A 16,923-nucleotide genomic window follows, 5' to 3' on the forward strand; every position below is an offset into this window, starting at 1 on the left:
TGACGGCCCGGGTGATCCTTCGCCAGGGAGGCACAGTGGAGTCCGCGTCCGAACGGCCCATCCGCGTCGCGCAGTGGACGACCGGGAACGTCGCGCGCCAGTCGCTCGCCGCCGTCGCGGAGCGCCGCGACCTGGAACTCGTCGGCGTGTACGCCCACAGCAGGGACAAGGCGGGCCGGGACGCCGGCGAGCTCGCCGGGCTCGGCCGCACGCTCGGCGTCGCCGCGACCGACGACATCGAGGAGATCATCGCCCTGGCGCCCGACTGCGTCCTGTACATGCCGCTGCATCCCGACATGGAGCACCTGACGCGGCTGCTACGGGCGGGCATCAACGTCCTCACGACCGCGTCCTTCATCACCGGCCGCGCCTACGGCGAGGCAGCGCGGGCGACCCTGGAGGAGGCCGCGCTGGCGGGAAAGGCCAGCCTGTTCGGCAGCGGCGTCAACCCCGGCTACGCCGACCAGCTGGCCGCGGTCGCCTCGGGCGTCTGCCGCAAGGTCGACCGCATCGAGGTCTTCGAGTCCTTCGACATCGGCATGTGGGCCGGGGACGCCAACCAGGACGACCTGGGCTGGGGCCGCCCGGCCGGCGACCCCGGGCACGCCGCGGACGTCGAGAAGGCCACCGCCCCCTTCGGCGACGCCGTGGAGGCGATGGCCGAGCTGCTCGAGGCCACCGTCGACGACATCCGCTGCGAGGTCGGCTTCGCCCACGCCACCAAGGACCTGGACCTCCCCGGGCGCCCGGTCAAGGCGGGAACCGTCGCCGGGCTGGACGTCAGATGGATCGGCTCCTCCGGCGGCGCGGACGTCGCCGAGGCGCACGTGCGCTGGACGGTGACCGCCGATCTCGACCCGGCATGGGAGATCGCGATGGCCTACCTCATCGAGGTCCACGGCCACCCGCAGGTCAACCTCCGGGTGGAGGTGCTGCCGCAGGACATGACCTCGATGAGCCTGGAGGACATGCTCGCCATCGGCTCGGTCATCACGGCGATGCCCGTGGTCAACGCCATTCCCGCCGTCGTCGCCGCGCGTCCGGGCATCGTCACCTACGCCGACCTGCCCACCCAGGCATCCCTCCACGCCGCCCGCCTCTGAACGGGAGACCCGTGAACGACCTGGAAGCCATCAAACAGCTCAAGGCCCGCTACTGCCGCACCATGGACACCAAGGACTGGGACGCCATGCGGCAGGTCTTCGCCGACGACGCGGTGATCGACACCACCGCCTCGGGCGGCGGAACGGTCACCGGCGCCGAGGAGTTCATGACCTTTCTCCGGGAGGCCCTGGCCGACGTCGTGAGCGTGCACCACTGCCACACGCCCGAGATCACTCTCACGTCCCCCTCAACCGCCGCCGGAATCTGGGCCATGGAGGACCGCCTCCGCTGGGCCGACGGCCGGGAACTCATCGGATTCGGCCACTACCACGAGACCTACGACAAGACCGGCGGCGTCTGGCGGATCAGGACCTCGACCCTGACCCGCCTGCGCATGGACCTCACCGAACCGGCCACCTCGCACCCCGGGGAGTCCGCGTGACCGACGGAGCACAGGTCGCTGTGATCACGGGCGGCGCCTCCGGATTCGGTCTGGCGCTCGCCGAGCGATGCGCCGAGCGCGGGCTGCGGACGGCGCTGCTGGACCGGGACGGTGAACGCGCCGAGGCCGAAGCCGCCTCCCTGGCCCGCGCCCACGGAGTCCAGGCCGCCGGACTCGCCGTCGACGTCACCGAGCCCAGCGACGTCCAAGCGGCGGCGGACGCGGTGCTGAGCCGGTTCGGGCGCGTCGACGTCGTCGTGTCCAACGTGGGCGTCCAGCTGTTCGGCGCCGTCGAGCGTCTCACCGACGACGAATGGCGCTGGGTCTTGGACGCCAACGTCATCGGCGCGGCCCGGACCGCCCGAGCGTGCCTGCCGGCGCTGCGTGAGGCCCCGGCCGGGCGGCTGGCCTTCACCCTGTCCTCTTCGGTCCTGGACCCCGCCGCCCGGATGGCCGCCTACCAGGCCAGCAAGTTCGCGGTGATGGGCCTGGCCGAGACCCTCCGCCTGGAACTGCGCGACGAAGGCATCGCCGTCACCTGCGTCTTCCCCTCCGGAATGGCCTCGCGCCACCTGGAGACCAGCGCCGCCGCGCAGCCGGACCATCTGCGCCGAAGCATCGGCGAGCAGGATGACTATGAAGCAATGGTCGCCAGCAACCCCGGCATGATCCAGACAGTCCTCCCCCCTCAGGAGGCCGCGCGCAACGTCATCCGAAGGCTCCTCGACGGCGAGCGCTACATCATCACCCACGGCGACCTCGTCGGCCCCCTCACCACCCGTCACGACGAACTACTACAGGCAGCGGCCGAAGCAGCAGCACGATGACGCACGGTCAGCTCGCGGATGAATTCGACCAGCGCGGCGAACACATGGACGACCGGGTGGTGGTGTCGAGCGCCTGGTGTAGGGCCGGAAACCGATGCCGCGCTTGTCGATGAGTTTGGGCAACACCCTGATTGTCAGGTTGCTGTGTTGATGGGTTTCGGCAACGCCTTGGGGCTTGCGGTGTGTCGCCCACCGTGAGGGGGGTTGGATAGCGCCGCAGTCGTAGACCCGATTCCGCGGACCGTAACGTTCCGGCACCTCACGCCAGGGGGCTGAGCGCGTCCTCCAGCGCGGCTCGCGCGCCGCGCAGTGCGAGGCGGAGCTGGTCGGGTGTGCGGCGGACCTGGGCCAGCAGGAGGCCGCCCTGGATTGCGGCCATGGTGAGGTCGGCCAGCTCGGTCACGTCCACGTCCGGGCGCAGCTCGCCCGATTCCTGCATCCTGCGCAGGCCCGCGATGAGGGGGGCCTCCCAGCGTGCGAAGGCGTCCACGAACGCCTGCCGGGTGAGGTCGTCGTGGCCGCTGAGCTGGCTGGCCAACGAGCCGATCGCGCAGCCGCCGACCGCGTCCTGCCGCGTTCCGTTGGCCACGATCGCGTCGAACCAGCGGTCGATGCCGGCCGGCGAGTCGACCTGCAAGAGCAGCGGTTCCTGTGCGGCCAGCACCTTGTCCACGGTGCAGTGGATCACGGAGCGGACGAGGTCGTCGCGGTCGTCGAAGTAGTGGTAGAGCTGGCTGCGGCCGACCCCCGCGGCGCGTTCGACGTCCTCCAGCGTCACCGCCGCGACACCCCGCTGCTCGATGAGGTCCGCCGCCGACTCGAGGATGCGCTTCCGGGTCGCGCGACCCCGCGCGGTGGTCGGTGTGCGTCCCATGCGGCCTCCTCCATGTCCTGTACCTCACAGTACAGCGTTCTCTGTATTGGCTGGTACAGTCTGCCTCGGAACTTTCTGTACTGGACGGTACAAAGTGGCGGACGCGCGTCTGTCATTCCCCACCTACGCGGGCTGCCCGGCGCCGGCGGCGTCGCGTCCGCGATCACGGTCAGCGCCATCGCCGTCCCTCTCCGTCCCGCACGACCGAAAGGAAGACCATGTCCCTCTCCCGGCCCTCCGGGCTACGGCGACGCGCCACCACGCTGGGCCTCGCCGCCCTGCTCAGCGCGCTCGCTACGGCCCCGGCGGCCCTCGCCGCCCCGAACCCGGACGCGGTCTCGGCCACCGCCCCGGCACGCCCTGACCGCACCGCCGGCACCGGCTTGAGCGACGTGGGCGTCCTCGCCCATTTCGACCGGGCCGCGGGCCAGGTCGCCGAGAGCATCGCCGTGGAGCCCGGCGGCAGCGTGGTCATCGGCATGATCTCCGCTCGCCAGGTGGTGCGGGTCGCGCGGGACAGGGCCCTCCAGGTACTCGCCACCATGCCGCTGCCTCCGGACGGCGGCACCACCACCCCGGTCGTCGGGGCTCCCGATGTCACCGGAGTCGCCCGGTCCGACCGCGGCGCCGTGTACTTCCTCTACTCCTCCGGGCAGGGCGGCATGACCGGAATCTGGCAGCTCCGTCGCTCCGGTGAGCCCCGGCTCGTCGTGCCGCTGCCCGCCGACACCTTCCCCAACGCACTGGTCATCGACGGTGAGCGGCACCGCTTCCTGGTCACCGACTCCGCCGGCGGGCGCATCTGGCAGGCCCCGCTGAGCGGCGGCAAGGCCACCGTGTGGTCGGCGGACCCTGCCCTGGCGCCTGCCGGCTTCTTCGGCGCCAACGGTATGAAGATCCACGACGGTGCCGTGTGGGCGACCAACTCCGACCACGGCACCATCGTCCGCCTCCCGGTGACCGAGAACGGCGGCTCCGGCCGCGCCGAGGTCCGGGCCAGGGGCCTGGAGGGCATCGACGACTTCGACTTCACCGGGCGGGGCACCGAGATCCTCGCCGCGATCAACCAGAGCAGCAAGCTCGTGCGCGTGGACGCCGACGGCGCACACGAGACCCTGCTGGACGCCGACGACGGCATGCAGGGGACCACGGCCGTCATCGTCCGAGGAAACCGCGTCTATGTGACCAACGGCGCCAACCTCGCCGGAAACGACCCCACCCTGATGCTCGCAAAACTGCAGCGGCGCTAACGCGCCCACGCGGGATGGGCCACACCGAGCCGTGGCCCATTCTGCAACGCCGCCCAAGCCAACCTGCGCGGACACGCATGGCTACCTGGTACGAATGATATCTCTGCCGTACCATCTGCTTGGGAGGTCGCGATGAATCTTCGTGGTCAGGTGGTCGAAGCAGTCCAGACCCTCAGTGGCAGGCACGACCAGCCGAGCGTGTACGCCGGTCCGGCGGGGGATCCGGGACTGTGCGGTCCCGGCAGCGTGTCATGGGTGGTGAACGGCGATCTCGGAGCGGTGGCCATGGCCGGGGCCGCTGCGATCACGCTGGAGATCTTGCATCCGTCGGTGATCGCCGGAGTGCAGGACCATTCCGCCTATCGCCAGGCCCCGTTCCGGCGCGGCCGGACCACGATGGGGTACGTGCTCGGCACCACGTTCGGCAGCACCCAGGCCGCGACGCGGCTGATCGAGGGAGTGAAGAAGATCCACGGGCAGGTGAGCGGAACCCGACCGGACGGAACCGGTTACCGCGCACTCGACCCGGCCCTGATCGCCTGGGTGCACACCTGCATCCCCTGGATGATCATGACCGCGTACGAACGGTTCAACCGTCCCCTCACCCCCCGAACACGCGACCGCTACCTGGCCGAGCAGGCGGTCATCGGCCGGATGGCCGGGGCCGATGCGGTTCCGCAGACCATGGACGAGCTGGCCGACTTCGTCTCCTGTGTGCGGCCCGAACTGGCGGTGACCGAGCAGACCCGAGATTTCCTGGAATTCCTGATGACACCGCAACTGCCGCATCAGGGCCCTTTCGACGCCCCACTGCAACGGTTCTATGTGCGTGCCGGGATGAGCCTGGCGCCGCCCTGGGCACGACGCCTGACCGGACTCGACCACCCGGTAGGGGCCGCGCGGCTACTGGACGACTCCTACCTGCGGGCGCACGCCCGGCTGATCCGCTGGGCGTTCCAGGAACCGCCCTACCTGGCCATGGCCCGCGCCCGGACCGCCGGGACGCAGACATGATCGGTGATCCGCAATGGGCCGCGCTCCTGAACGAAGCCGCCCTCACTCCCCCGGGCGAGGCCGATGACACCCGCGAACACATTTTGGACGCGGCCCTCGCCGAAGCGGCCGCCGTGGGCGTCAACCGGATGACCGTCGAAGACGTGGTCCGCCGCAGCCGCCTGGGCCGTATGACGGTCTACCGACGCTTTCCCCGCCGCGACGACCTGGTCAAGGCGCTCGCCGTCCGGGAGATCCAGCGCTTCCTGGCCGCGGTCGCCGCGGGCATCGACCGAGCGCCCAACGGCCGAGCGGGCGTCGCCGAGGCGTTCGTCGCCGCCGTCACCTTCGCCCGCCGTCACCCTCTCCTGCAACGCCTCGCCTTCACCGCCCCCGGCTTCCCCCTGGAAGCCGTGGCCGCCAACGACGCCGAGGTGCTCTCCATGGGAGCGGCATTCATCGCCCGCGAGATGCACGGGGACCGGCCCGGCGCCCCGAGTCGTGAAGTCAGATGGGTCGCCGACACCTTCGCCCGCCTGTTCATCACCTATCTGGGCGTCCCGCCCGCCGACCCCGACGTGACCGACGACGTCCAGCTGCGCCTGTTCGCCGAACACGTGCTCACACCCATGGTCGAGCGCGCGACCGCCGGGGCTCGGCCATGACCTCCTCCGCCGTCTCGCGTGGACCAGGCCGGTCCGAAGTTCTGGGCAGGTCAGCATCAAAGCAACCGCAGGCCACGGCTCGCCTGACCAGTAGTTTCCGCCCGTCGTGACAGTTTCTCGGCGCCTCGTTCGAAAGGACACGCATGGACATCGCCATCTCGGCGGACGGAAGCAGGATCGCCTACGAGTCGGTCGGGACGGGATCCGTCGTCATCCTGATCGGCGGAGCGTTCAACGATCGCGCCGCCCTCGCCGGCCTGGCGCACGCGCTCGCCGCCGGCGGCCACCGGGCCATCGCCTACGACCGGCGCGGACGCGGTGACAGCACCGACAACGCCGGCCGCTTCGACCCGGCCCGCGAGATCGAGGATCTCACCGCGCTGATCGAGGCGGTCGGCGGCCGGGCGAGCCTGTTCGGGCACTCCTCCGGCGGGGTGCTCGCCATCGCCGCCACCCTGCACGACCTGCCCGTGACCACCCTCCTGGTGTCCGAACCCCCGTACGCCGTCGACGGCGCCCGGCCGATCCCGGCCAGTGGCGTCTCCGCCCGGATCGAGGCGCTCGCGGCCAACGACGACCGCGACGGCGCGGCCACGCTCTTCCTGCAGGAACAGGCCGCTGTCCCGGCGCAGGTCGTCTCGGAGATGCGCGACAGCCCCGCCTGGGCTGCGATGACCGCGCTGGCCCACTCCCTGCCTTACGACCTCGCGGTCTGCGGACCAGACCTCGCCCTTCCCGACGACCTGCACGACATCACGATCCCGACCCTGGCGGTCAGCGGAGACCAAACCCAGCCCTGGCTGACGGTCGCGGCCAAGGCCGTCGCCACTGCCGTCCCCGGCGCCCGGCACATCTCCATCCCAGGCGAAGACCACACCATCCTCCGCCGCCCAGAAAACCTCGCCCCCATACTCACCGACTTCCTCCGCCCGAACGCGCACTGACGCCGGCACACCCCGACCAGGCCACTCGCCCTACACGAGCGGATAAAGCAACAGCGGCGAAAGGGGGGCGAACCAGATCAGAAAGCAGATCGAGGACGAATTCACCCGCCTGAGCCAGGTCGTTGGCCTCTGCGACAGTTTCCGGTGGCAGATACTGACCGGTGACCTCCGGAGCCACTACAAGGCACCCGCCACCCGCTGCCTCTCGTGGGTGTCCGCGTACTCCTCGCGGTACAGAACCGAGTACGAGCAAACGTGCAAAGCTACCGGCGGCAGGACGCTGCGTGTGGGGCGAAGGCGACGATGAGCGGAACGATTCTGCCCATGAGACCGATCCTCAGTTGGGTGACCTGCTAGCGGCGTGCATGCACCCGCCGGTGACCCCAGCTCGGGTTCTCCCGCACCATGCGAAGCGCCGGCAGCCGGATGGAGCGGACGGTCGGTGGGCGGTCCGGACGCTTGGGTTTCGAGCGGGCGGCGTACCGTCCAGCGAGCAGGTCGCGGTGCCAGCGCAAGACCGTGTCCGGCCGCACACCACCAACCGCGTCCGCCGCAACACCACGCGAGGCGACCGGTGCAGCAGTGCCGCCGCAAGCGCCCGATCCGCCGCAGTCGCGGCTTGCCGCACCGGGAAGAGTTGCCCATCAGAGGACGACACCGTCCCGCCGCCGAACACCGTAACCAGTTCCAGCCCTTAGTGGAGCTTCTCGGCCACGGCGACGAAGCCGCTGAGTTCCTCGAAGGAAAAATGATGCCGAGAAGGTATCAATTGATGTCATATCGGGTTTGGACACGCATGGAAAGCGCTCCTACGCTGCCGCGGTAGCAGGCCCCGGTGGCCCCCGCCACACAGGACCCAGACCGCCGACCACCCCAGCGGATCCGCGGAAAGAGCTGATCGCCATGCCCCTGCTCATCGTGGCGCTAGCCGTAGTGCTGCTGCTCGTGATGATGACCAAATTCAAGATCAACGGTTTCATCGCGCTGTTCATCGCCGCCCTGTTCGTGGGCCTGGCCCGCGGTATGGCGCTGCCCAAGATCTACGACGCGATCGTCTCCGGCGTCGGTGATCAGCTCGACGAGCTGATCCTCATCCTCGGCTTCGGCGCCATGCTCGGCAAGGTCCTCGCCGACAGCGGCGCCGCGCAGCGGATCGCCACCTCCATGGTCGACGCCTTCGGCATCGGCCGCGTCCAACTCGCCATGGTGCTGACCTCGACAGCGATCGGCATCACGATGTTCTACGAGGTCGGCTTCGTGCTCCTCATCCCGCTGGTGTTCACGATCGTCCGCGAGTACAGGCTGCCGCTGCTGTGGGTCGGGCTGCCCATGTCGATGACCCTGTCGACGATGCACAGCTTCCTGCCGCCGCACCCCGGGCCGGCCGCCGTGACCGAGACCTTCCACGCCAGCCAGGGCATCACCCTGCTCTACGGTCTCCCCATCGCCGTCGTCTCCGCCACGATCGTGTGCTACGTCTGGCCGCGGCTTGCCTACGTCAAGCGGATCAACCCGCGCCTGCCGGTCGCGCTCATCACCGAGCGCAAGTTCGACGAGGCCGACCTGCCCCGGTTCAGCACGTGCCTGTTCATCGTCGTCATCCCGGTCGTGCTGATGGCGGTCTCGGCGGTCGCCGATCTCAGCATGAGTTCCGACAGCAAGGCCATGGACTACATCGGCTTCTTCGGTGAGGCTCCGGTCGCACTGCTCATCGCACTGCTGCTAGCGGTCGTCCTCCTCGGACCCAAGATCGGCCGGGCCGCCGCCAAAGCCGACCAAGACGACACAGCCGTCGCGGCCGACGCTTCCGATGGCGGCGCCACGGCGCCCCCCGACGGGGGCGGCGGAGCGGCCACGGCGACCGCTCCCGCCCCTGCGACCGGCACGGCGCCCGCGCCCCATGGCTGGCTGTCGGCTGCGATGGAGTCGTGCAACGAGGCCGTCAAACCGATCGCCATGATCATCATGGTCATCGGGGCCGGCGGCGCCTTCAAGGAGGTGCTCGTCAAATCCGGGATCGCCGACTACATCGCCGATCTCACCCACGGCTGGAACATCTCCCCGCTCATCCTGGCCTGGGGCATCGCGGCCCTAGTGCGCATCGCGGTCGGCTCCGCCTCCGTCGCCGTCGTCACCGCCGCAGGCATCGTCCTGCCCCTGCTCCACAACTCCAGCACCGCCCCCGAACTGATGGTGCTCGCCGTCACCTGCGGCAGCATCGCCGCCAGCCACGTCAACGACCCCGGCTTCTGGCTGTTCAAGCAATACCTGAACCTCTCCGTACTGGACACCATCAAAATCCGCACCGCCTACACCTCGGCCCTCGCCGTCTTGGGCCTGGGCGGCGTCCTGCTCATGAGCACCGTCGTCGGCTAACCAACGGGGCGCCCGGTCGGGTGGCCCGGACCCAGTAGCGGAGCGATGCGTGGAGGGGAGATCTCGAGTGCCGCGCGAATGCGAATTCCGCAGCTTGCGCACCAGACGGCGGCTACGTCGGCGATTCGGGCGCTCCGCAACGTCTCGTCTCAGGCCTCTGGCGTCATTCAGCCTCAACGTCCGGACATTTCGAAGCGGAAACGACTTCGGCACCGATCTACCGTTCTCTTCGTTACTTCGGCATCCACCATAAGTCTGGTGGATGGCTGAGCATACGCAGCAACTATTTCCCCTCGACGGCGCCTTTGCTCGATGCTGGGCGTACGGCGACTGGATGTCGCCGGTGTTGCGGAGGGGTGAATCGCACTTGCCGTTCACGGATGTGACTTCGATCGAGCACGCGGGCGCTTGGGCGCTGGGTCGCCTGGAGGAGGCGGGACGCGTGTTCCCTGCTCTTGTGTCGCTCACGAGCGTGTGCTGGACCTGTCGGCTCGTGACGAGGTCGGGCGCCCTCGCGGGACGCTCGAGCTGCTCGACCGTTGGGGTGAGGTCCTGCCCGCCCTTGACGCCCTCGCCGCAAGCGCGAGCCGTTCGGAATGGCGGACGCTCGCTGGCCTCCGCGTGCACAGCCCAGTGGAGCCACGGCAGGTCTTCCAGGCGGGAGCGAACTACCGGACGCACGTCATCGATATCGCAGCCGCCCACCATGACGGTTCCGATGGCCGCACCGTCGAGCAGGTGCGAGCGGACGCCGCCGCTCAGATGGACGACCGGCTGAAGTTCCCTCCATACGTCTTTACCGGAATGCCCAGCGCGATCTGCGGGCCGTACGACGACGTCGTCCTCCCGTACGACGGGGAAAAGCCGGACTGGGAGCTGGAGCTGGCCGCGGTGATCGGGCGGCCGGCACGCCGGGTCTCCCCTGATCAGGCGCTGGACGCCGTCGCCGGCTGGGTGATCGTCAACGACCTCACGCTACGCGAGCGGATCTTCCGCCGGGACATGCCGGAGCTGGGCGCCGACTGGCTGGCCGCGAAGAACGCGCCGACGTTCCTGCCGGCCGGGCCGGTGCTGGTGCCGCGCCGGGAGATCCCCGACCCCTCGGAACTGCGGATCACGCTGCGGCTCAACGGCGAGGTCATGCAGGACGAGTCGACGAAAGACATGATCTTCGACGTGGCGCGGATCGTCGCGCACTGCTCGACGGTCGCCGCGCTGATGCCCGGCGACCTGGTGCTCACCGGCAGCCCGGCCGGCAACGGCATGGCGCACGGCCGACTGCTGCGACTCGGTGACGTCATGGATTCGACGATCACGGGCCTCGGCGCCCAGCGCAACGTATGCGTGGCCGAGCGATGAGCGCCGCCGTCCGCACCGTCGACGTCCATGCGCACGTCGCCGTCCCGGCGGTGGATGCGTTGATCGAGAACGAGCCGGGGCTGGCGCGGCAGCGGCAGGTCGACGCGGCGTCGCTCGGGCCGGAGTCGATGGCGTACAACATGCGGCACATCGCCGAGCTGGCGCCGAAGCTGACCGACCTGGATCTGCGGCTGGCCGCGATGGAGCGTGCGCGGGTTGACGTGCAGGTCGTCACCGCGACGCCGCTGCCCCACGCCTGGGCCGACAAAGAGCTGGCAGCCCGGATCGTTGCCGCGAGCAACGAGGGCGTGGCTGCTTTCTGCGCCCGGGAGCCGTCTCGCCTGGTGCCTGTGGGCACGGTCGCGTTGCAGCACCCCGATCTGGCGGTCGAGCAGTTGGAGACCGCGGTCAGGGAGATGGGCATGCGCGGTGTGCAGATCTCCACCGCTGCCGGCCCGGGCATGGAGTTGGACGATCCCGCTCTGGTCGGCTTCTGGGCCGCCGCCGAGGAACTCGACGCCGCCGTGCTCATCCATCCCTGGGGCTGCACCCTCGGCGAACGGCTGAACGCCTACTACTTGTTCAACAGCGTCGGGAACCCGACCGAGACGGCGCTGGCCCTGTCCAGGATCGCCTTCTCCGGGCTGCTGGAAAGGCACCCGAGGCTGCGCATCTGGTCGGCTCACGGGGGCGGCTATCTGGCCAGTTACATGGTCCGGGCCGACCACGCGTGGGAGATACGCGGTGACGCCCGGACCACCGAGCAGCCGCCCAGCGCTCTGCTACGCCGCACCTTCGTCGACTCTCTCGTCTACACGCCCGAGCAATTGCGCCATCTCGTCGCCTCAATGGGGGCCGGGCAGGTGACGCTCGGCAGCGACTACCCCTTCGACATGGGCGTCGAGGACCCGGTCGAACGGCTTCTCGCGGCCGGCTTCGACCAGGCCACCACCGACGCCGTTCGGGGCGGCAACGCCGTCCGCCTTCTCGGCGACCTGCCGGAACCGATTGGAGCACGTTCATGAGCGATCGTTTGATCACCCATTTGCGGCACGTCGATCTCGCCGTGCCCGACTACGCCGCCCAGCGCGAGTTCTTCACCGCCCTCTGGGGCCTCACCCCGGTCGCCGAGGACGAGGACATCGTGTTCCTCGCCGCCGAGGGATCGCCGGAGCAGTACATCGTCCGGCTGCGCAAGGACGCCGACAAGCGGCTGGACCTGATCGCCTACGGCGCCGCGTCGCGCGAGGACGTCGACGCCATCGCCCAGCGGCTCGGCGGGGCCGGCGTGCAGTTGATCAGCGAGCCGGACGCGCTGAAGACCGCCGGCGGCGGCTACGGCTTCCGGTTCTTCGACGTCGATGGGCGCACCATCGAGGTGTCCGCCGAGGTGCAGGACCGCGTGCACCGCAAGATCGAGGAGCGGGAGTCGATCCCGGTCCGGTTGTCGCACGTGGTCGTCAACTCCCCTGACGTCGCCCGGACCCAGGCGTTCTACGAGCAGCATCTCGGTTTCGCACTGACCGACTCGCTGACGCATCCGCACATGGGCGACCTGATGAAGTTCATGCGGTGCAATCCGCAGCACCACAGCCTGGCGATCGCCCAGGGTCCGCACACGTCGCTGCATCACGTGTCGTTCGAAATGCGTGGGCTGGACGAGTACATGCGCGGCACCGGACGCCTCCTGCGCGCGGGCGTCCGCAAGGTCTGGGGGCCGGGCCGTCACATGGCCGGAGACAACACCTTCAGCTACTTCCTCGACCCCCACGGCAACACCGTCGAGTACACGACCGAGCTGGAGGTGCTGGACGAGGACGCCTGGCACCCCAGCGTCTACGACGTGTCCCAGCCGGAGAACCAGGACCAGTGGGGCACCGCCAACCCGTTCGGCGAGCTGGTGGCCAAAGAGAGCTTCAACGACGTCGACCGCGGCATCTTCGTCGCTCCTCCGGTCTGATGCGCGGCTACGACGCCACCGCCGAGTTCGGGACCGACGCCGAGGCGGCGATCGCGGCGGCGGCGAAGCGGTACGGGAACTGGAACCGCTGGGGTCCGGACGACGGGATCGGCACCGTCAACTTCATCGATGCGGACAAGCGCGCGGAGGCGGCCCGGCTGGTCCGTCGCGGCGAGTCGTTCAGCCTGTCCTTGCCGTTCGACGAGAACGGTCCGCAGAACGGCTGGCGGCGCCGGGTCAACCCGGTGCACACGATGATGTCGACCGGCCAGGACACCGCGGAGCAGCTGGGCCTGCCCCATGGCCTGACGGCGGCCGACGACGCCGTCTTCATGCCGCTGCAATGCAGCACCCAATGGGACGGTCTCGGGCACGTCTTCGACCACGGCATCGCATGGAACGGCCGCAAAGGCGCCGAGGTCGTGACAAGCGAGGGCGACTTCGCCACCGGCATCGAGAGGATCGCCGCGCCGGTGATCGGGCGCGGCGTCCTGCTCGACGTCGGGCGCGTTCTGGGCGAGGACGGCGAGCTGCCCGACGGGTGCCCGATCACCAGCGCCGATCTGGCGGAGGTGATCCGGCGGCAGGGCGAGACCTCGCAGGTGGGACGCGGTGACATCGTCCTGGTGCGAACGGGCCAGCTGTCGCGGGTCCGGCGCGGCCACGGATGGGCCGGATACGCGGGCGGCCCGGCTCCCGGCCTGTCGTTCGAGACGGCCGGCTGGTTGCACGGCACGCAGATCGCCGCGATCGCCACCGACACCTGGGGCTTCGAGGTGCGGCCCAACGAGTTCCCGGACTCGTTCCAGCCGCTCCACCAGGTGGCGCTCCCCCACATCGGCCTGCTGGTCGGCGAGATGTGGGACCTGGACGCGCTGGCCGCCGACTGCGCCGCCGACGGTGTCCACGAGTTCTTCCTCGCCGCGCAGCCGCTGCCGTTCACCCGCGCGGTCGGCTCGCCGGTCAACCCCGTCGCGGTGAAGTGAGGAGACCACCATGCGACTGACCACCCTGCTCACCGGCGAAGGCGCCCAGGTCGGCGTGCTGGACGGCGACGTCGTCCGCCTGCTCGCCCCCGGCACGACGCTGCTGGACGTCATCCAGGGCGGGACGGAGGCGCTGGACGACGTGGCGCGCCGCGTCCGCACCGGCGACGCCGTCCCGATCGAAGAGGCGTCCTTCGGGCCGCTGCTGCAGCCGCCGAGCGTGCGTGACTTTCTCACCTATGAAAAGCACATCGACGCCCTGGCGGGCGGGGTGCCCGAGGAATGGTACGAAGAGCCGCTGTTCTATTTCTCGAATCCCGCGGCGATCGTCGCTCCCTACGGGACCGTCGCCATTCCGCCCGGAGCCCGGCGGCTCGATTACGAACTGGAGGTGGCCGCGGTCATCGGCCGTGCCGGCTCCGACCTGTCCCCGGAGAACGCCGCCGGCCACATCCTCGGCTACACGATCATGAACGACTGGTCGGCGCGGGACCTGCAGGAACGGGAGTTCAAGCAGCCGATGGGGCCGTCGAAGTCGAAGGACTCGGCGACCACCCTCGGCCCCTGGCTCGTCACCACCGACGAGCTGGCCGATCGGGTCGAGGACGGGCGGCTCGCGTTGCGGACGGAGGTGCATCTCAACGGGGTGCGCACCGGCGGCGACAGCACGGCCAACATGTCGTGGTCGTTCGCCGATCTGGTGGCGTATGCCTCGCGCGGCACCGTCGTCCGGCCCGGTGACGTCCTCGGCTCGGGGACCTGCGGCACCGGCTGCATCGCCGAACTCAAACGCACCCGGGGCGACGCCGCGCCCGCCTGGCTGGCGCCCGGCGACGTCGTCCGGATCGACGTCGAAGAACTCGGGCACGTCGAGAACCGGCTCGTCCCCGGCCGGGTGCCCGTCCCCGTCCCGCCGGCCCGGCGGCGTATCGCTCCAGGAGTACGGACGTGATCGTCAATCGTGTCCTTGTGCAGGGCGGCGGCATCGGCGGCCTCGTCGCCGCCACCGCCCTCGCCCGGCGCGGTGTCGAGGTCGACGTCGTCGAACGCCGGCCCGCCGGATCGGTGCTCGGCGTCGGGCTCAACCAGCCGTCCAACGCCCTGCGGGTGATGGACGAGATCGGTGTCCTGGACGATTGCCTCGCCGCCGGCTGCCAGTGGGACGACCTGCGCATGATCGGCGCGGACGGGACGGTGCTGGCCGAGATCCCGCCTCCTCCTGCCCCAGGCCTGCCCGCGCGCAACAACGGGATCCAGCGGCGCGAACTCTGCCGCGTCCTGCTGGACGCGGCCGCAAAGGCGGGCGCCCGGCTGCATCACGACGCGACCACCGCGACCGTCTCGGCGGACGGTGACGGCGTCGAGGTCACCTTCACCGGTCACGATGCGCCCGTTCCGGGCCGTTACGACCTCGTCGCCGGTTTCGACGGCATACGCTCGGCCACCCGCCGGCAGCTGTTCGGCGATCGGTACGAACCTCGACTCACCGGCTTCTCGGTCTGGCGCATCAGCTTGCCCCGTCCCCCTGAACTGGACGGGGTCGTCTACGCCTTCGCCGGCAAGGTCAAGGCCACGCTGATACCGCTCGGCTCGGACGACAGCTACATCGCTCTGGTGGCGCCCGAGGAGACCGTCCAGCAGGGGATGACGCCACCGCACATCGCCGCGCAGATGCACGCCATGCTGCAGGAGTTCGGAGGCTGGATCGGCGGGCTCGCCAAGCACATCTCGCAGGAGAACTCAGCCGCGTACGGGCCCATCGAGCAGGTCACCCTGGACGAGCCGTGGTATCGCGGCCGCGTTCTCATCGCCGGCGACGCCGCGCACGCCACCAGCCCGCACATGGCGCAGGGCGCGGCAATGGCCGCCGAGGACGCCGTCGTTCTGGCCGAAGAGCTGGAACGCGCCACGTCCGTGCCCGAGGCCCTCGGCGCCTGGTGGCGGCGCCGGATTCCGCGCGCCGGACTCGTCCAGGACTACTCCGCCGCACTCATGCGACAGGAGCAGGGCAAGGCGTCCCCGGAGGACCTGAAGCTGCTGGAACTCCCCATTCCGGCGGCGCACGCCCGGCTGGCCGAGCCGTACTGAAATGCGCCGGCTCCGGCGTCCACCCGAGGATGATTGACGCGAACGGCCGGCAGCCCGCCGGCCGTTCGCGCACGACTCGGAGGACCGACGGTGCACCTGCCCAGCCTCGATCTGAACCTGATCGTGGTCCTGCACGCCCTGCTCGAAGAGCGCAACGTGACCCGCGCGGGCGAACGGCTCGGCATGAGCCAGCCGGGGACGAGCGCGGCGCTGGGCCGGCTGCGGCGGCACTTCAACGACCCGCTGTTGGAACGGGAAGGCGGCCAGTACGTCCTGACGCCGCTGGCCCAGGGGCTCTACGACCAGCTTGGGCGGATGCTCGACGATCTGCAGCGGCTGCTGGCCGCCCAGCCGCGATTCGATGCCGCGACGGCCGAGCGGCGGTTCGTGGTCCAGTGCTCCGACGCCGTGCTCACCGTGCTCGGGCCCCGGCTGGTCGCCGCCGTCGCGCAGGCGGCCCCGGGAGTCAGCCTGGACTTCCGGGGCGTGAACCAGGCCGTGGTGAACGATCCGCTCACCGCGCTGCGTGACATCGACGTCCTCATCGCGCCGCGCGGCCTGTTCTCGGTGCCGGAGGCGTTGAGCGCCGAACTGTACAGCGACCGCTGGATCTGCGTGACCTGGCGCGACAACCACTCGGTCACGGACCGGCTCACCCGCGAGGACGCCGCACGCGCCCGATGGGTGATGCCCTTCCGGCAACCGCTCATGGCGTCGCCCGCCGACGCCGGCCTGGCGGCTCTCGGCATCGACCGGCACTGCGCCGTCCGGGTCGAGAACTTCGCCGTCCTGGGACGGCTCGTGGTGGGCACCGAGCTGCTCGTCCTGTGCCACGAGCGGCTGATCCGGCAGCACCCGGATCACCAGTTGCGCGAAGTGGAGCTTCCCGCCGCGCTCCAGCCGGTCACCGAGACGGCGTGGTGGCATCCCGTCCGCCAGCTGGACCCCGGCCACCGCTGGTTCGTCGACCTGCTCATCGAACAGGGCCACGCCCTGCAAGGCTCGCCGGACGGCTCCAGCGGCCGGGCGGAGTCGTGAAAGGGCCGGGGCCGCCT

Annotated in this window: 16 protein-coding genes; 15 read left to right on the plus strand and 1 reads right to left on the minus strand. The window is 70.1% G+C overall.

Features of this window, described 5'->3' with window-relative positions; all coding sequences use genetic code 11:
• Positions 1-35 precede the first annotated feature (35 nt).
• Genes QP089_RS23740 through QP089_RS23750 form a run of 3 tightly spaced genes read left to right on the plus strand, consistent with a single transcriptional unit; the run spans position 36 to position 2,373 of the window.
• Positions 36-1,103, plus strand: coding sequence for an NAD(P)H-dependent amine dehydrogenase family protein (locus QP089_RS23740; protein WP_285914100.1), 1,068 nt, complete (start codon positions 36-38; stop codon positions 1,101-1,103).
• A gap of 11 nt (positions 1,104-1,114) precedes the next feature.
• A complete protein-coding gene (locus QP089_RS23745; RefSeq protein ID WP_285914102.1) occupies positions 1,115-1,546 on the plus strand; it encodes a nuclear transport factor 2 family protein in 432 nt (143 codons plus the stop codon).
• On the plus strand, positions 1,543-2,373 hold the full coding sequence (locus QP089_RS23750) for an SDR family oxidoreductase (protein WP_285914104.1): 831 nt from the start codon (positions 1,543-1,545) through the stop codon (positions 2,371-2,373). The genes QP089_RS23745 and QP089_RS23750 overlap by 4 nt, the downstream gene beginning before the upstream one ends.
• Positions 2,374-2,632: 259 nt before the next feature.
• Here the strand turns inward: QP089_RS23750 and QP089_RS23755 are convergent, their stop codons facing one another.
• Complete coding sequence (locus QP089_RS23755; RefSeq protein WP_285914106.1) at positions 2,633-3,247, minus strand: TetR/AcrR family transcriptional regulator; 615 nt, start codon at positions 3,245-3,247, stop codon at positions 2,633-2,635.
• Positions 3,248-3,465: 218 nt separating this feature from the next.
• Between QP089_RS23755 and QP089_RS23760 the strand changes: the two genes are divergently transcribed.
• The 12 genes from QP089_RS23760 (at position 3,466) to QP089_RS23815 (ending at position 16,906) form a co-directional block, all read left to right on the plus strand.
• The gene (locus tag QP089_RS23760; protein WP_285914108.1) at positions 3,466-4,497 is read left to right on the plus strand and encodes an SMP-30/gluconolactonase/LRE family protein; all 1,032 of its coding nucleotides are present in this window, start codon (positions 3,466-3,468) and stop codon (positions 4,495-4,497) included.
• Between the two features lie 132 nt (positions 4,498-4,629).
• Positions 4,630-5,511 carry an oxygenase MpaB family protein gene (locus tag QP089_RS23765; protein ID WP_285914110.1) on the plus strand — a complete coding sequence of 294 codons (882 nt, stop codon included), beginning with the start codon at positions 4,630-4,632 and terminating at the stop codon, positions 5,509-5,511.
• Positions 5,508-6,155, plus strand: coding sequence for a TetR/AcrR family transcriptional regulator (locus QP089_RS23770; RefSeq protein ID WP_285914111.1), 648 nt, complete (start codon positions 5,508-5,510; stop codon positions 6,153-6,155). Before QP089_RS23765 ends, QP089_RS23770 begins: the two co-directional genes overlap by 4 nt.
• A gap of 143 nt (positions 6,156-6,298) precedes the next feature.
• On the plus strand, positions 6,299-7,099 hold the full coding sequence (locus QP089_RS23775) for an alpha/beta fold hydrolase (RefSeq protein ID WP_285914112.1): 801 nt from the start codon (positions 6,299-6,301) through the stop codon (positions 7,097-7,099).
• Positions 7,100-8,002: 903 nt separating this feature from the next.
• The gene (locus tag QP089_RS23780) at positions 8,003-9,475 is read left to right on the plus strand and encodes a GntT/GntP/DsdX family permease (protein WP_285914113.1); all 1,473 of its coding nucleotides are present in this window, start codon (positions 8,003-8,005) and stop codon (positions 9,473-9,475) included.
• Between the two features lie 474 nt (positions 9,476-9,949).
• Positions 9,950-10,834: a fumarylacetoacetate hydrolase family protein gene (locus QP089_RS23785; RefSeq protein ID WP_285914114.1), complete on the plus strand. Its 885-nt coding sequence runs from the start codon at positions 9,950-9,952 to the stop codon at positions 10,832-10,834.
• On the plus strand, positions 10,831-11,859 hold the full coding sequence (locus QP089_RS23790) for an amidohydrolase family protein (RefSeq protein WP_285914115.1): 1,029 nt from the start codon (positions 10,831-10,833) through the stop codon (positions 11,857-11,859). The genes QP089_RS23785 and QP089_RS23790 overlap by 4 nt, the downstream gene beginning before the upstream one ends.
• On the plus strand, positions 11,856-12,794 hold the full coding sequence (locus tag QP089_RS23795; protein WP_285914116.1) for a VOC family protein: 939 nt from the start codon (positions 11,856-11,858) through the stop codon (positions 12,792-12,794). Before QP089_RS23790 ends, QP089_RS23795 begins: the two co-directional genes overlap by 4 nt.
• Positions 12,794-13,780, plus strand: coding sequence for a cyclase family protein (locus QP089_RS23800; RefSeq protein ID WP_285914117.1), 987 nt, complete (start codon positions 12,794-12,796; stop codon positions 13,778-13,780). Before QP089_RS23795 ends, QP089_RS23800 begins: the two co-directional genes overlap by 1 nt.
• A gap of 10 nt (positions 13,781-13,790) precedes the next feature.
• Entirely contained in the window at positions 13,791-14,732 is a 942-nt protein-coding gene (locus QP089_RS23805) for a fumarylacetoacetate hydrolase family protein (RefSeq protein ID WP_285914119.1), read from the plus strand.
• Positions 14,729-15,868 (plus strand): FAD-dependent monooxygenase, encoded by a 1,140-nt coding sequence (locus QP089_RS23810; protein WP_285914121.1) that lies wholly within the window; start codon positions 14,729-14,731, stop codon positions 15,866-15,868. Before QP089_RS23805 ends, QP089_RS23810 begins: the two co-directional genes overlap by 4 nt.
• Positions 15,869-15,958: 90 nt before the next feature.
• Complete coding sequence (locus QP089_RS23815) at positions 15,959-16,906, plus strand: LysR family transcriptional regulator (RefSeq protein ID WP_285914122.1); 948 nt, start codon at positions 15,959-15,961, stop codon at positions 16,904-16,906.
• Positions 16,907-16,923: the final 17 nt, after the last annotated feature.

This window comes from Actinomadura opuntiae, assembly GCF_030283205.1.
Classification (GTDB): domain Bacteria; phylum Actinomycetota; class Actinomycetes; order Streptosporangiales; family Streptosporangiaceae; genus Spirillospora.

Excerpts from the sequence above, each read along its gene's own strand:
- QP089_RS23775 (WP_285914112.1), top strand. The coding sequence starts at position 6,299 with ATGGACATCGCCATCTCGGCGGACGGAAGCAGGATCGCCTACGAGTCG.
- QP089_RS23760 (WP_285914108.1), top strand. The coding sequence starts at position 3,466 with ATGTCCCTCTCCCGGCCCTCCGGGCTACGGCGACGCGCCACCACGCTG.
- QP089_RS23795 (WP_285914116.1), top strand. The coding sequence starts at position 11,856 with ATGAGCGATCGTTTGATCACCCATTTGCGGCACGTCGATCTCGCCGTG.
- QP089_RS23755 (WP_285914106.1), bottom strand. The coding sequence starts at position 3,247 with ATGGGACGCACACCGACCACCGCGCGGGGTCGCGCGACCCGGAAGCGC.
- QP089_RS23765 (WP_285914110.1), top strand. The coding sequence starts at position 4,630 with ATGAATCTTCGTGGTCAGGTGGTCGAAGCAGTCCAGACCCTCAGTGGC.
- QP089_RS23805 (WP_285914119.1), top strand. The coding sequence starts at position 13,791 with ATGCGACTGACCACCCTGCTCACCGGCGAAGGCGCCCAGGTCGGCGTG.
- QP089_RS23780 (WP_285914113.1), top strand. The coding sequence starts at position 8,003 with ATGCCCCTGCTCATCGTGGCGCTAGCCGTAGTGCTGCTGCTCGTGATG.
- QP089_RS23790 (WP_285914115.1), top strand. The coding sequence starts at position 10,831 with ATGAGCGCCGCCGTCCGCACCGTCGACGTCCATGCGCACGTCGCCGTC.
- QP089_RS23800 (WP_285914117.1), top strand. The coding sequence starts at position 12,794 with ATGCGCGGCTACGACGCCACCGCCGAGTTCGGGACCGACGCCGAGGCG.
- QP089_RS23770 (WP_285914111.1), top strand. The coding sequence starts at position 5,508 with ATGATCGGTGATCCGCAATGGGCCGCGCTCCTGAACGAAGCCGCCCTC.